Consider the following 13823-nt stretch of genomic DNA (forward strand, 5'->3'; position numbering starts at 1 on the left):
GAAGGTGCGCTACACAGGTCGGGAAATCGGCTCCAACACAGTGCACGCTGTCGTCGGCGTGTCGCGTGCATCGGGCAGGGGTCGTTCTGGCTTCTTCGGACCTGGAGTGGATCGAAACCCAGCCGACCGCCAGCTCTGCCAGGGCTGGTCAGGCCCCGACCGGTCGCGGGTCTCGGCCCAGGAGGCGCAGGGCGTCGAGCCAGGGGTCGGCACCGGTCTCGGCCAGCGGCTCGCCGAAGACGCCGGGCGATCCGCCGGGCCGGCTCGCGATCTGCCGGGCGAAGTCGAGGACCAGCTCGGTGACGGCGTCGTCGGGCCGGTAGGTGTCGCCGAGCGCCGCGGCGACATCCCAGGCGTGGACCGCGGTGTCGAGGAGCTGCATGCTGAGCGCGACGGCGGGGGTCACCTGGATGTCGAACTCGGCGAGACGGACGACGGCGGCCTCGTCGGCCGGCCCGAACGCTGCCCGAAGGGCCTCGGCGGACGCGTCCCACTGGCCGACGGCGTTCGCCGGGGCGACGTCCGGTCCCGCGTACGCCGCCTCGTCGGCGTCGCCGGTGGCGACCGCGGCCGCGAACCCGAGGTTCTGGCCGATCATGTGGGACAGCAGGTCCGCGAGGTCCCAGCCTTCGCACGGTGTGGCGATCCCGAGGTCGCCGCGGGCCGCGCGCTCGACCAGAGCCGTGGTGTCGGCGAGGGCGGCGTCATGCAGGGTGAGCATCTCCGAATAAGTAAGCATGAGTAGACGGTACACCACCGTAGATCATAAGAAGGTGGTTAGGATCGCCAGGTGGAGCGACCCGAGCTTGGCTACCTGCTGTCCCGGCTGATGCGGGTGACGATCGCCCGCGAGGAGCCGATCCTCGAGCGCGCCGGACTGCGGATGTGGGACTACGCGGTCCTCAGCGCTCTGACGGAGCAGGCCGCCCCGACCCAGGCCCAGCTGGCGGCCGCCGCCGGACGCGACAAGACGCGGCTGATCGGCAATCTCGACCGGCTGGAGGAGCTCGGCTTCGTCACCCGGGAACCGGATCCCGCGGACCGGCGCAACCGGGTGGTCTCTCTCACCGCTGAGGGCCGGCGGGTCCTCGACCGGTGCAGGGCGGAGATCCTTGAGATGGAGCGAGAGCTGCTCCATGGCATCCCGGCGGGCGACCGGGAGGTCTTCGAGCGGGCGCTCACCGGGCTGGTCGAGTCGTTGGACGACACCCGCGACCGTTGAGGGGGACCGCGGTCTGCCTTGTCCGCCTCGCGACTTCGGTCGGTTGCACGGCTGCTGATCGCGACTTCGGTCGGTTGCACGGCTGCTGATCGCGACTTCGGTACGTTGCACGGCTCTTGATCGTGACTTCGGTCGGTTGCCCTGAGATCGGTCAGTCAAACGACCGATCTCAGGGCAAGCGACCGAAGTCACCGGATGGTCTTGTGCAAGGGACCGAACCAGCCCGCACCCGGCTCACTCCTCGAACCGGTAACCAGCCCCCGGGTGCGTGAGGATGTGCCGCGGTTGCGACGGGTCCTTCTCCAGCTTGCGCCGCAGCTGCGCCGTGTAGACGCGCAGGTAGTTGGTCTCGGTCGAGTACGCCGGTCCCCAGACCTCGTGCAACAGCAGCTTGCGGTCCACGAGCCGGCCGCGGTTGCGCACCAGCACCTCCAGCAGCGCCCACTCCGTGGGGCTCAGCCGCACGTCGGAGCCGTTGCGGGAGACCTGCCGCCGCGCCAGGTCGATCCGCAGCTCCCCCGCGACGACCACCGGCTCCTCCGGGTGGGCGGGCTCCGCCCGGCGGACGGCGGCGCGCAGCCGCGCGAGCAGCTCGTTCATGGCGAACGGCTTGGTCACGTAGTCGTCGGCGCCGGCGTCGAGGGCGTCCACCTTGTCGTCGCCGAGCTGCCGCGCGGACAGCACGACGATCGGGACCCGCGTCCAGCCGCGGATCCCCGCGATCACGTCGAGGCCCGGCATGTCGGGCAGCCCCAGGTCGAGCAGCACCACGTCCGGCCGGGCGGACGCCGCCGCGTCCAGGCCCGCCGCACCGGTCGGCGCGACCGTCACGTCCCAGCCGTGCGCCCGCAGGTTGATAGCCAGGGCACGGGCGAGCGCGCCGTCGTCGTCCACCACGAGGACGCGGTTGCCCGTCACGCCGCCCGACTCCCCCGTCACGAGACCATCCCATCATCCTGACCAGAATTCGGCGCCGGTTCGCGCGGAACGGTGAGCACCATCGTCAGGCCCCCGCCGGGTGTGTCCTCCGCCGCGATCCGGGCGCCGACGGCGTCCGCGAGCCCCGACGCGACCGCCAGCCCGAGGCCGAGGCCGTTGACGCTCGTGTCGTCGAGCCGCTGGAAGGGCTCGAACATGGTGGCCTTGCGGTCGTCGGGCACGCCGGGCCCGGCGTCGGCGATCCGCAGCTCCACGGACGCGCGCGTCGCGGAGGCCGTGAACAGCACCTTCGCACCGGGCGGGGAGTGCCGCACCGCGTTGGAGACCACGTTCGCCACCACCCGCTCGAACAGGCCCGGGTCCGTGTGCACGAGCGGGAGGTCCTCGGGCACGTCGAGTGCGAGGTCGGAGAGCCACGGCTCGACGGCGATCGGCACCACCTCCTCCAGGGACGCGGCGCGCAGGACTGGCCGGACGGCGCCGGTCTGCAGCCGCGACAGGTCCAGGAGGTTGCCGATGAGCCGCTCGAGCCGGTAGGTCGAGTCAGCGATGGTGCCCGTGAGGATGTCCCGGTCCTCGCGGTCGAGCTCGACGTCGGGCGACGCGAGGCCGTCCACCGCCGTGCGGATGACCGCGAGCGGGGTGCGCAGGTCGTGCGAGACGGCGGCGAGCAGCGCGGTGCGGGTGCTCTCGGTCCGCTCCAGCACCTCCGCCTGGGCCGCCTGCTCCCGCAGCCGCCGGTGTTCCAGCACGATGCCGGCCTGCGCGCCGAACGCCTCGACCACCTGCCGGTCGCTCGCCGGGAGGACACGGCCGGCCAGCAGGAGCCGGTGCCTGTCGTCGATCGCCACCTCGGTGACGGACCCGTCGTCCGTGGCGCCGGACCCGCCGGACCCAGCACCGGACCCAGCGCCCGACCCCGCCTCCGCGGTGGCCCACCTCTCGTGCGCCACCACCGTCCACGGCGCGCGGTCGTCGGCACGTTCCTCGAGCCGCACCTCGGCCATCGCGAACGTCTGGGCGAGGCGTTCCACTATCGCCTGCGCCGTGTCCTGCCCCGACAGCACCGAACGCGACAGCGCGGCGAGCGTCGACGCCTCGGCCCGCGCCCGGTACGCCTGGGTGGTGCGCCGCGCCGCGAGGTCGACCACCGAGGCGACGGCGACGGCGACCACCACGAACACGGCGAGGGCGAGGACGTTCTCTCCCTGGGCGATCGTCCATCTGCCCACCGGCGGCGTGAAGAACCAGTTCAGGCACAAGTTGGACACGACGGCGGCCACGACCGCCGGCCACAGCCCACCGATCATGGCCACCCCCACCACCACTGCCAGGAGCAGCATGGCGTCCGTCGCCAAGGCGAGGTCGTCCCGCCCGATCAGCAGCAGCACCGCGGTCAGGGCCGCCGGCAGCACCAGCGACGATCCCCAGCCCGCCGCCCGGCGCTTCGGGGACAGCGACGAGTACCGGGACCCGACGCCCGTCCCGACGTGTGCCCGTTCGTGCGTCACCAGGTGCACGTCGATGGCGCCCGAAAGGCGTGCGATCTCCGCACTGGAGGATCCGAGCAGGGCCTGCCGCCACACGCTGTGCCGGGAGACGCCCACGACGATCATCGTCGCGTTGACCCCGCGCGCGAAGTCCACGACGGCGGTCGGCACGTCCTCCCCCACCACCGTGTGGAACACGCCGCCGAGCGACTCGGCGAGCCCGCGGTGCGCCGCGATGGTGGCCGACGGCGTCGACGGCAGGCCGTCGGTCGGCAGCACGTGCACCGCCAGCAGCTCGGTCCCGGCCGCCCGCTGCGCGATCCGGGCCGCCCGGCGCAGCAGCGTCTCCGTCTCCGGGCCACCGGTCACTGCCACGACTATGCGCTCGCGGGCGGGCCACGTACCGCCGATCGCGTGGTCGGCGCGGTACCTGGTCAGGGCGTCGTCCACCCGGTCGGCGAGCCAGAGCAGGGCGAGCTCGCGCAGCGCCGTCAGGTTACCGATGCGGAAGAACGACGACATCGAGGCGTCGATCTGGTCCGCCCGGTAGACGTTGCCGTGCGCGAGCCGACGCCGCAGCTGCTCGGGCGAGAGGTCCACGAGCTGGATCTGGTCGGCCTCGCGCACCACCTTGTCGGGCACGGTCTCGCGCTGCCGGACGCCGGTGATGGCCTCGACGTCGTCCGTCAGGGAGGCGAGGTGCTGCACGTTGACCGTGGTGACCACGTCGATGCCGGCGTCCAGCAGGTCGTGCACGTCCTGCCAGCGCTTGGGGTGCTCCGAGCCGGGGGCGTTGGTGTGCGCGAGCTCGTCCACCAGGGCCACCTCGGGCGCCCGTTCCAGCACCGCCGGGACGTCGAGCTCGGTGAGCGTCGTGCCCCGATGCTCGACGAGCCGCCGCGGGAGCATCTCGAGGTCGCCGATCCGCTCGACCGTCGCCGTCCGGCCGTGCGTCTCGACGAGGCCGATCACGACGTCGGTGCCCCGTGCGCGACGGCGGTGCGCCTCGTCGAGCATGGCGTAGGTCTTTCCTACGCCCGGGGCCGCCCCCAGATAGACGGTGAGGCGGCCCCGGCGTCCGGTGGTCATGGCCTCAGTTTGCGTCATCGAGGGCGAGATTGAGCTCCAGCACGTTCACGCGCGGGTCGCCCAGGACGCCCAGGCCGCGGCCGGCGGTGTGCTCGGCCACCGCCTGCTCGACGTCGGCAACGGACAGGCCGCGCGCCTCCGCGACCCGGGCCACCTGGATCGCGGCGTACGCAGGACTGATGTGCGGGTCCAGGCCAGAGCCGGACGCCGTGACGGCGTCGGCCGGGACGTCTGCCGGGTCAACGCCCTCCAGGGCCGCCATCGCGTCCTTGCGCTCCTCGATCGTCGCGACCAGGTCGGGGTTGAGCGGACCCAGGTTGGACCCGCCCGAGGCGAGGGTGTCGTATCCGTCCCCGGCCGCAGACGGGCGGGGGTGGAAGTACTCCGGCCCGGTGAAGCCCTGCGCGACGAGCGCGGACCCCACGGCGTCGGAGCGCTCGGTGGTGTGGGCGCCGTCGGACCGGACGAGCGAGCCGTTCGCCTGCCAGGGGAATGCGACCTGCCCGACGGCGGTCATCGCGAGCGGGTACGCCAGCCCGGTGACGAGAGTGAAGACGAGCAGCATGCGCAGCCCGGCCAGCGAGTGCCGGGTCAGCGTCGCGAGGTCGCTCGCCACTGTTGTGGTTGCCATCTGAGTTCCTTCGTGTTTCTGGGCTTCGGGATCGGGCTTCAGGATCGGGCTACAGGCCCGGGAGCAGCGAGACGACCAGGTCGATGAGCTTGATCCCGATGAACGGGGCCACCAGCCCGCCGAGGCCGTAGATCAGCAGGTTTCGCGTCAGCAGCGACGACGCCGACGCCGGCCGGTACCGCACCCCGCGCAGCGACAGCGGGATCAGCGCGAGGATGATCAGCGCGTTGAAGATGACGGCCGACAGGATCGCCGAGGCGGAGCTCTCCAGCCGCATGATGTTCAGCACCTCGAGCTGCGGGAACACCGTGACGAACATGGCCGGCAGGATCGCGAAGTACTTCGCGACGTCGTTCGCCACGGAGAACGTGGTCAGCGCCCCGCGCGTGATGAGCAGCTGCTTGCCGATCTCCACGATCTCGATGAGCTTGGTGGGGTCGGAGTCGAGGTCCACCATGTTGCCCGCCTCCTTGGCGGCGGACGTGCCGGTGTTCATCGCGACGCCGACGTCGGACTGGGCGAGCGCGGGGGCGTCGTTCGTGCCGTCCCCGGCCATGGCGACGAGCTTGCCGCCCTCCTGCTCGCGGCGGATCAGCTCGAGCTTGTCCTCGGGCGTGGCCTCGGCCAGCACGCCGTCCACGCCGGCCTCCTCCGCGATCGCCCGCGCGGTCACCTGGTTGTCGCCCGTGACCATGACGGACCGGATGCCCATGGCGCGCAGCTCGTCGAACCGCTCGCGCATGCCCTCCTTGACCACGTCCTTCAGCCGGACGACGCCGAGCACACGGGCGGGCGCGTCACCCACCTGCTCCGCGACGACCAGCGGCGTGCCGCCCGCGCGCGAGACGGCGTCGACGTGCCCCTCCAGCTGGGCGGCCTCCTGCTCGGAGACCTGCGCGCCGGTGCTCTGCACCCAGCGCTGGATGGCGCTGCCGGCGCCCTTCCGGATGCGGACGACCGCGCTGGTCGAGCCTGTCGAGACCCCGGTTTCGACAAGCTCGACCCGCGTACGAGTCAGGTCCACCCCCGACATCCGCGTCTGCGCCGCGAACGGCACCAGCTCGGCGTCCGCCGGCAGCTCCTCGCCCGCACCGTACGTCTGGTCCACCAGCTCGACAATGCTGCGGCCCTCCGGGGTCTCGTCCGCCAGGGAGGCCAGCCGAGCCGCTACCGCCAGCTCCTCCGGCGTCACCCCGCCGACCGGCAGCACCTCCGTCGCACGCCGGTTGCCGTAGGTGATGGTGCCCGTCTTGTCGAGCAGCAGGACGTCGACGTCGCCCGCGGCCTCCACCGCGCGGCCCGACATCGCCAGCACGTTGCGCTGCACCAGCCGGTCCATCCCCGCGATTCCGATCGCGCTGAGCAGCGCGCCGATCGTCGTCGGGATCAGGCAGACCAGCAGCGCCACCAGGACCAGCAGCGACTGCCGCGAGCCCGAGTACACGGCGAACGGCTGCAGCGTGGCGACCGCCAGGAGGAAGACGATGGTCAGCGACGTGAGCAGGATGTTCAGCGCCACCTCGTTCGGCGTCTTCTGGCGCTCGCTGCCCTCGACCAGAGCGATCATCCGGTCCACGAACGTGGACCCGGCGGGCGCGGTGATGCGCACGACGATCTGGTCGGACAGCACCACCGTGCCGCCCGTGACCGCTGAGCGGTCGCCGCCGGACTCCCGGATCACGGGGGCGGACTCGCCGGTGATCGCCGACTCGTCCACGGACGCGACGCCCTCGATGACGTCGCCGTCGCCGGGGATGGTCTCGCCCGCCACGACCACCACGACGTCGCCCACCTGGAGGGTCGAGGACGGGACCTCTACCGTCGGCAGCAGGTTCAGCCCGGTGCGGGTCGCCAGGGTCTCCCGCGGGGCGTCCACCTTGCGCGCCGTCGTCTGCTTCTGGGTGGCGCGCAGGGTGGAGGCCTGCGCCTTGCCGCGGGACTCGGCGATGGACTCCGCGAGGGTCGCGAAGAGCACCGTCGCCCACAGCCACACCGTGATCCACCAGGCGAAGACGCCCGGCTCGATGATCGCCAGCACGGTGGTGACGAACGCGCCCACCTCGACGACGAACATGACGGGCGAGGTGTACAGGACGCGCGGGTCGAGCTTGCGCAGCGCACCGGGGAGCGAGGCGCGTACCTGTGCCCAGGTCAGGGCACGGGGCGTCGTGCGCTTCGAGTGGTGCCGGCTCTCGGCGTCTGTCGCCGGCTCGTGGGTGGGGACGTCCGGGATGTTCCGGGTGTCGATGGTCATGACAGGGACTCCACAACGGGACCGAGGGAAAGAACAGGGATGAACGTGAGCCCCACGACGACGATCGCCACCGTGGCCACGAGGCCCACGAACAGCGGGCGGTGCGTCGGCAGGGTGCCCGCCGTCGCCGGGACCGCCGTCTGGCTCGCGAGGCGACCGGCGAGCCCCAGCACGAGCGCTATCGGGATGAACCGGCCGGCGAGCATCGCCAGGCCCTGCGTCACCTCGTAGAACGGGGTGCCGGTGGTCAGGCCGCCGAAGGCCGAGCCGTTGTTGTTCGCGGCCGAGGCGTACGCGTACAGCACCTCGGACAGGCCGTGCGGGCCGGACTCCTGGATGCCGGCGAGTCCCGGCTCGACGACGACGGCGACCGCCGTGCCGACCAGCACCAGTGCGGGCACCGTCAGCACGTACAGCGCGACGAGCGTCATCTCCTGGCGGCCGATCTTCTTGCCCAGGTACTCGGGCGTACGGCCCACCATGAGGCCTGCGATGAACACCGCGACCACTGCCAGGATCAGCATCCCGTACAGGCCGGAACCGGCGCCGCCCGGAGCGACCTCGCCCAGCAGTATGTTGAACAGCACGAGGCCTCCGCCCGGCGCCGTGAACGAGTCGTGCATCGAGTTCACCGCGCCCGTCGACGTCGCCGTCGTCGCGACCGCGAACAGCGCACTTCCGGCGAGCCCGAACCGGGTCTCCTTGCCCTCCATGGCGCCACCGGCGGCCTGCGGAGCCGCACCGGGGCCCGCCATCTCGGCCCAGGTGGTCAGCACCAGCGACGCCAGGAACAGCGCGCCCATGGCACCGAGGATTGCCCAGCCCTGGCGCTTGTCGCCGACCATGATGCCGAACGTGCGCGGCAGCGTGAACGGGATCAGCAGCAGCAGGAAGATCTCGAGGATGTTGGTGAACGGCGTCGGGTTCTCGAACGGGTGCGCGGAGTTCGCGTTGAACGGCCCGCCGCCGTTGGTGCCGAGCTCCTTGATGGCCTCCTGGGAGGCGATCGGGCCGCCCAGCGCGTGCTGCGTGGCGCCCTCGACCGTGGTGAGCGCGGTGTGCGGGTCCAGGTTCTGGATCACGCCGCCGACCATGAGGACGATCGCGGCCAGCACGGAGATCGGGAGCAGGATCCGGGTCACGCCGCGGGTCAGGTCGCTCCAGAAGTTGCCGATGCGGGCGTCGGTCCCGGAGCGGGCGAAGCCGCGCACGAGCGCGATCGCCACCGCCATGCCGACCGCCGCCGAGACGAAGTTCTGCACGGCGAGCCCGGCCATCTGCACGAGGTGCCCGGCTGCCGCTTCGCCCGAGTACCACTGCCAGTTCGTGTTCGTGGTGAAGCTGACGGCGGTGTTCCACGCGCCCGCCGGGTCGAACCCCGTGAAGCCGAGGCTCCACGGCAGGTGCTCCTGCAGCCGCAGCATCCCGTAGAGGAAGAGGACCGAGACGAGCGAGAAGCCCAGCAGGGACATCAGGTAGGTGGTCCAGCGCTGCTCGGCGTCCGGGTCGACGCGGACGGCGCGGTACCAGACGCGCTCGATCCGCAGGTGCCTGGGGCTGGTGTAGGTGCGCGCCATGTACGCGCCGAACGGCGCGTGCACCGCGGCGAGGGCGGCGAGCAGCACGAGGATCTGCGCCGCTGCTGCGAAGACTGAGGTGTTCACCGGACGATCACCGCGTCCGGTCGGCGCGGATCAGCGCCACGAAGAGGTACGCGAGGCCGGCAAGGGTGAGCACGAGACCCACGGCGTCGAACGGGTTCATTTCCGCCTCCCCTGAGGGCTGACGGACGACTCGTTCGAGGAGGCGCGACGCGCCACCACTGCCACCGCGGCGAAGAACGCCACGGTGAGGAGGATGAAGGCCAGATCGGTCATGTCTCAGGTCTATGCCCGACGGCGTCCGGCGGACCGCGCCCTTGACGGAACGTTGACACGTGCGCCGACGACCCTGACACCCCCCTGACGCCGGGCCCGGGCCGCCGGGATAGAACTGCAGCGAGATAGTCGGCCAGCGAGACAGACGCTCAGCGGCCCGCGCATGAGTACCGAACGACTACCTCGCTGGCCGGCTACCTCGCTGCAGGGCTACCCCCGCAGGGTGGGGTCGACGGCGGCTACGGCGCGGGCCACCTCGATCGCGCCCGGTTGGTCGCCCTCCGAGAACACGGACAGCGCCACGTGGTCGGCGCCCGCGTCCAGGTGGGCCCGCACCCCGGCGAGAATCGCGTCCGCATCACCGACGGTCGCGATCGCGTCGACGAGCTCGTCGCTCATGGCGGCGATGTCGTCGTCGCCGAAGCCCATCCGGCGCATGTTCGCCGCGTACCCGCCGACGGAGAGCAGGAAGCCCAGCGGCCCGCGCACGGTCTGGCGGGCACGGCCGAGGTCGGCGTCCAGCACCACCGGCTGGATCACCACGAGCGTCGCGTCCGGCCCCAGCACCTCGCGCGCCCATGCGGTGTAGGCGGGCGTCACCAGCATCGTGATCGCACCCGCCGCACGGTCCCGCGCGAGCTCCAGCTTGCGGGGACCGAGGGCCGCGATCAGCCGCCGCGCCGCGGGCAGCGACACGTCCGCGGCGTCGAGCTCGTCCAGGAACTCGCGCAGCCCGGCAAGCGGCCGTGCCGCCTGCTGCGGCGCGCCGAAGCCCCCGACCAGCCGGTCCGCCTCGCCGTCGCCGAGCACCTCGAGGAGGCGGACGACGTCGTCGACGCCGTGCACATCCAGCGACACGATCGCGGGCGCTACCTGCACCTTTTCCGTCGCGCGCAGCAGCTCGGCCAGCGGTTGAAGGAGCTCGAGCTGCCCGCCGAACAGCCACAGCGCGGAGAAGCCCAGCTGCTCGGCCTCGGCGGCCTGCGCGAGGTGCGCGCGGTCGTCCGCGACGTTCAGCACCAGGCCCAGCGACCCCAGCTCCAGCTCACTCATCAACAGCTCCCTCGCCGATCGCGGACCCGTTGGCCCCTGTCCGCGACGACGCTAAAACCTCAACCAAGCCTGAGGTCAAGCGGAAACAAGGACGCCCCTACCCAGGGTTTCGGTCCGGAACCGTGGGAGGTCCGGGCCGAATCACTGGGTAGGGGCGCGTCTGCCGTCACTCAGAAGTCGAAGAGCTCCCCCAGGAGGGACTCCTTGCGCTTCTTCTTGTAGCGCGGGTCGTCGTGCCGGCGGTCGCCGTCGTACCGGCGGTCGCGATCCCGGTCGCTGTCGTACCGGCGGTCGCCGTCGTACCGGCGGTCACGATCGCGGTCGCTGTCGTAGCGGCGGTCGTCACGCCGGCGGTCGTCGTAGCGCGGGTCGTACGCCGGCTGCGGCGAACCGTAGGGCCCGGCCTGCACAGGGTTCGGCGCCGGCGGGGCCATCGGGGCCGACGGCGCCGCCGGCCGGTTCTCCGCGGCGATCTCGGTCTCGACCGAGCGGTCGATGACCTTGTCCAGCTCACCGCGGTCGAGCCACACGCCACGGCACGTGGGGCAGTAGTCGATCTCGATCCCCTTGCGCTCGGACATGACGAGCGTGGTCTGGTCGATGGGGCACAGCATCGTGTGGTCTCCTAGCGGTCGTCGTCTGCCGGTCACCCAACGGACGAGCCGGTCGTGCGGTTCCGTGACGTCGGTGTCGGTGTCAGCTGCCGGGATCCGCGTAAAAACCCACGCTCTCACGAGAGACCGGATCACCCAAGAGCGCGAGCCCCGAGTAGACGACGGTCGCGGCACCGTCGTCCTGAGCCGCCACCACCGCCCAGATGATCCCGGCGATCACTGCCAGCCCCGCGAGGACCGCGAACGCGATCTTCCAGGCCGACCACGGGCGCTGCCCCACCACCTCGGCGGTGCGCGCGTTGACCAGCACCTGGAACGGCTTGCCGCCGTACAGGTACGTGGCGATCCACACCGGCAGCAGCAGGAGCTTGTACGTCACGTCGAAGTAGCTGGTCGCCACGTGGTGCACCCGCTGCACGTCGCCGCCGATGTCCCGCTCGCAGTCGTTCTCGATGACGGGCGCCATCTCGTGCTTGGCCGCTTCCAGCCCGGCCTCGGGCTCGACGTCGTACCGGAGGGTCTCGTAGCCCGCGAGGTAGTCCGGCTGGTACGCCGCAGCCTGCTCCAGCGGCCACGGGCTCAGCTTCGCCAGATGCTCGGGCATGACCCGCCGCGTCCCCGCGACGAGCACGTCGTCGAACGCTCGCGCGACCGTGCCGGACGCCGGGTACCAGCGCGTCTTCTGCACCTGCCGGGTCTGGGTCTGGCTGCGGCCCTCGGAGTCGGTGGTCGTGTACGTCTCGGTGACCCAGTAGTGCTCGCCCCGCTGCCCGGTGTAGTCGGACCGCGTCTGCGTGTCGAACGTCCAGTGCGGCAGGTAGACGCCGTGCGCCTGCTCCGCGGACACCACCTTCTTGAGGGCCGACGGCGCGAACCACCGCGAGCGCACCCACTTCTGCAGCGCGCCCTGCATGGCCGGCCGGTCGACCCCGAAGGGCAGCACGGCCTCCGGCTCGACCAGGCCGAGGCTCTCGACCTCCGCGACCATGGGCGACCCGCAGAACCCGCACTTCTGCGACAGGTGGTCGCTCGTGGTGATCGCGCCGCACGTGCCGCACTGGTACTCCTGCGTGGCGGGCGCCGCAGGGCGCTGCCGGGCGGCCAGGGCAGCGAAGTCGTGCTCGCGCACCGCGCCGCCGGCCGGGGTCACCTGCTGCGCGTGCCCGCAGTACGGGCAGGTCAGCGCGCCGGTCCCGGCGGCGTACTCGACGCTGGCCCCGCACTGCTCGCACGGGTAGGAGCGGTGGGCGGTGACGCCGCCCTCGGTCAGCTCCGCCATCGTCAGGCCTGCGGGAGGGGCGGCGGAGTGGCGCCGAGGTGCTTCGCGACGTCCGGCACCGACGACGCCGGCTCCCAGCCGGCCATGCCCGCACGCCAGATCAGCGTGCCGGCCGTCAGCGTGCCGGCGGCGGCCTGCGCGGCGAGCGCGGCGTCGTCGAACGGGCCGGTCTGCGCGCCACCGTTGCCGAGGTACCAGCCGGGCATGGGCGGCGGCCCCGCCGGTGCGGCCTGGGCTGTTTGGGTGGGCTGGGCGGGTGAGGGAGAAGCGGTCTGCGTGGGCGGCACTATCGCGTTGCCCACCGACTGCCCGAGCCCCATGCCGATCACCGCGCCGGCGCTGCCGCCGCCCTCGGCCGCCGCCTCCATCGCCTGACCCGCCTGGAACTGCTGGAAGGCGGCCATGCTGCCGACCGTCCCCGACGAGACGATGCCCATGGAGGTGCGCTTGTCGAGCGCCGCCTCGACCTCGGGAGGCAGGGAGATGTTCTCGATGACGAACTTGGGCACGGCGATGCCGAGGTCCGCGAGCTCGTCGGTGAGCCGGGCCGCCAGCTGGTCGCCGAGGTCGCCGTGGTGGGCGGCGAGCTCGATGACGGGGATACCGGACGAGGCGAGCACGCTCGCGAGGTGGCTCACCATGTTCTGGCGCAGGTACTCGTGCACCTCGTCGGTGCGGAACTGCGGGTCGGTGCCGACCAGCTCGCGCAGCAGCTTCGACGGGTCGACGACACGGACCGAGAACGCGCCGAAGGCCCGCACGCGCACCATGCCCAGCTCCGGGTCCCGCATCATGACGGGGTTCTTGGTGCCCCACTTCATGTCGGTGAACTGGCGGGTGCTGACGAAGTACACCTCTGCCTTGAACGGCGAGTGGAAGCCGTGCTTCCAGCCCTTCAGCGTCGAGAGCACCGGCAGGTTCTGCGTCTCGAGCGTGTAGGTGCCAGGCGCGAACACGTCGGCGATGACGCCCTCGTTGACGAAGACGGCGGTCTGCGACTCGCGCACGACGAGCCGCGCGCCCATCTTGATCTCGTTCTCGTACCGGGGGAACCGCCACACGATGGTGTCGCGCGTGTCGTCGAGCCATTCGACGATGTCGACCAGCTCGCCCTTGATCTTGTCCAGCAGGCCCATGACGTGCTCCTCTTTCGCTCCTACCCGGGACGCTCGCCCGGACGCTGCAAGCACCTCGGACCCTACAAGTCCGGCGCACCAGGGGGAACGAAAGACCGTCCGGACCTGCACCTGGTCCGCCGGAACTCTGCTCGGCCCACTACCCGGTTCTCCGGCCGTTGTCGTATCACGTGGCAGTGGACGACTGCCAGTGACCTGGACATGTGAGAGAGTTTCACCAGCAGGGGTGACACCCGGCG

Annotated in this window: 12 protein-coding genes; 1 reads left to right on the forward strand and 11 read right to left on the reverse strand. The window is 71.7% G+C overall.

Going from position 1 to position 13823, the window contains the following annotated elements:
- Positions 1-148: 148 nt before the first annotated feature.
- Positions 149-739, reverse strand: a complete 591-nt coding sequence (locus tag ACFO6V_RS20560; RefSeq protein WP_377138674.1) for a TIGR03086 family metal-binding protein — start codon at positions 737-739, stop codon at positions 149-151.
- Between the two features lie 51 nt (positions 740-790).
- Here ACFO6V_RS20560 and ACFO6V_RS20565 point away from each other — a divergent pair, with 51 nt between their 5' ends.
- Positions 791-1222 carry a MarR family winged helix-turn-helix transcriptional regulator gene (locus ACFO6V_RS20565; protein WP_377138677.1) on the forward strand — a complete coding sequence of 144 codons (432 nt, stop codon included), beginning with the start codon at positions 791-793 and terminating at the stop codon, positions 1220-1222.
- A gap of 234 nt (positions 1223-1456) precedes the next feature.
- Here ACFO6V_RS20565 and ACFO6V_RS20570 read toward each other — a convergent pair whose 3' ends face one another.
- The 10 genes from ACFO6V_RS20570 to ACFO6V_RS20615 form a co-directional block, all read right to left on the reverse strand.
- On the reverse strand, positions 1457-2161 hold the full coding sequence (locus tag ACFO6V_RS20570; protein ID WP_377138680.1) for a response regulator: 705 nt from the start codon (positions 2159-2161) through the stop codon (positions 1457-1459).
- On the reverse strand, positions 2158-4740 hold the full coding sequence (locus tag ACFO6V_RS20575; protein ID WP_377138682.1) for a DUF4118 domain-containing protein: 2583 nt from the start codon (positions 4738-4740) through the stop codon (positions 2158-2160). Before ACFO6V_RS20575 ends, ACFO6V_RS20570 begins: the two co-directional genes overlap by 4 nt.
- 4 nt (positions 4741-4744) lie before the next feature.
- Positions 4745-5371 (reverse strand): K(+)-transporting ATPase subunit C, encoded by a 627-nt coding sequence (kdpC, locus tag ACFO6V_RS20580; protein WP_377138684.1) that lies wholly within the window; start codon positions 5369-5371, stop codon positions 4745-4747.
- Between the two features lie 49 nt (positions 5372-5420).
- Positions 5421-7625: a potassium-transporting ATPase subunit KdpB gene (kdpB, locus tag ACFO6V_RS20585; RefSeq protein ID WP_377138686.1), complete on the reverse strand. Its 2205-nt coding sequence runs from the start codon at positions 7623-7625 to the stop codon at positions 5421-5423.
- Positions 7622-9289 (reverse strand): potassium-transporting ATPase subunit KdpA, encoded by a 1668-nt coding sequence (gene kdpA, locus ACFO6V_RS20590; protein ID WP_377138689.1) that lies wholly within the window; start codon positions 9287-9289, stop codon positions 7622-7624. The genes kdpB and kdpA overlap by 4 nt, the downstream gene beginning before the upstream one ends.
- 7 nt (positions 9290-9296) lie before the next feature.
- The gene (locus ACFO6V_RS20595; protein WP_116673876.1) at positions 9297-9389 is read right to left on the reverse strand and encodes a potassium-transporting ATPase subunit F; all 93 of its coding nucleotides are present in this window, start codon (positions 9387-9389) and stop codon (positions 9297-9299) included.
- 323 nt (positions 9390-9712) lie between these two features.
- Entirely contained in the window at positions 9713-10555 is an 843-nt protein-coding gene (locus tag ACFO6V_RS20600; RefSeq protein ID WP_377138692.1) for a TIGR03620 family F420-dependent LLM class oxidoreductase, read from the reverse strand.
- Positions 10556-10725: 170 nt separating this feature from the next.
- Positions 10726-11169 carry a TFIIB-type zinc ribbon-containing protein gene (locus ACFO6V_RS20605; RefSeq protein ID WP_377138694.1) on the reverse strand — a complete coding sequence of 148 codons (444 nt, stop codon included), beginning with the start codon at positions 11167-11169 and terminating at the stop codon, positions 10726-10728.
- Positions 11170-11251: 82 nt separating this feature from the next.
- Complete coding sequence (locus ACFO6V_RS20610; RefSeq protein ID WP_377138697.1) at positions 11252-12448, reverse strand: TFIIB-type zinc ribbon-containing protein; 1197 nt, start codon at positions 12446-12448, stop codon at positions 11252-11254.
- A 2-nt stretch (positions 12449-12450) separates the two neighbouring features.
- Positions 12451-13584, reverse strand: a complete 1134-nt coding sequence (locus ACFO6V_RS20615) for an SPFH domain-containing protein (RefSeq protein ID WP_377138700.1) — start codon at positions 13582-13584, stop codon at positions 12451-12453.
- Positions 13585-13823 lie beyond the last annotated feature (239 nt).

The sequence above is a fragment of the Promicromonospora alba genome (assembly GCF_042654905.1).
GTDB lineage: Bacteria > Actinomycetota > Actinomycetes > Actinomycetales > Cellulomonadaceae > Promicromonospora > Promicromonospora alba.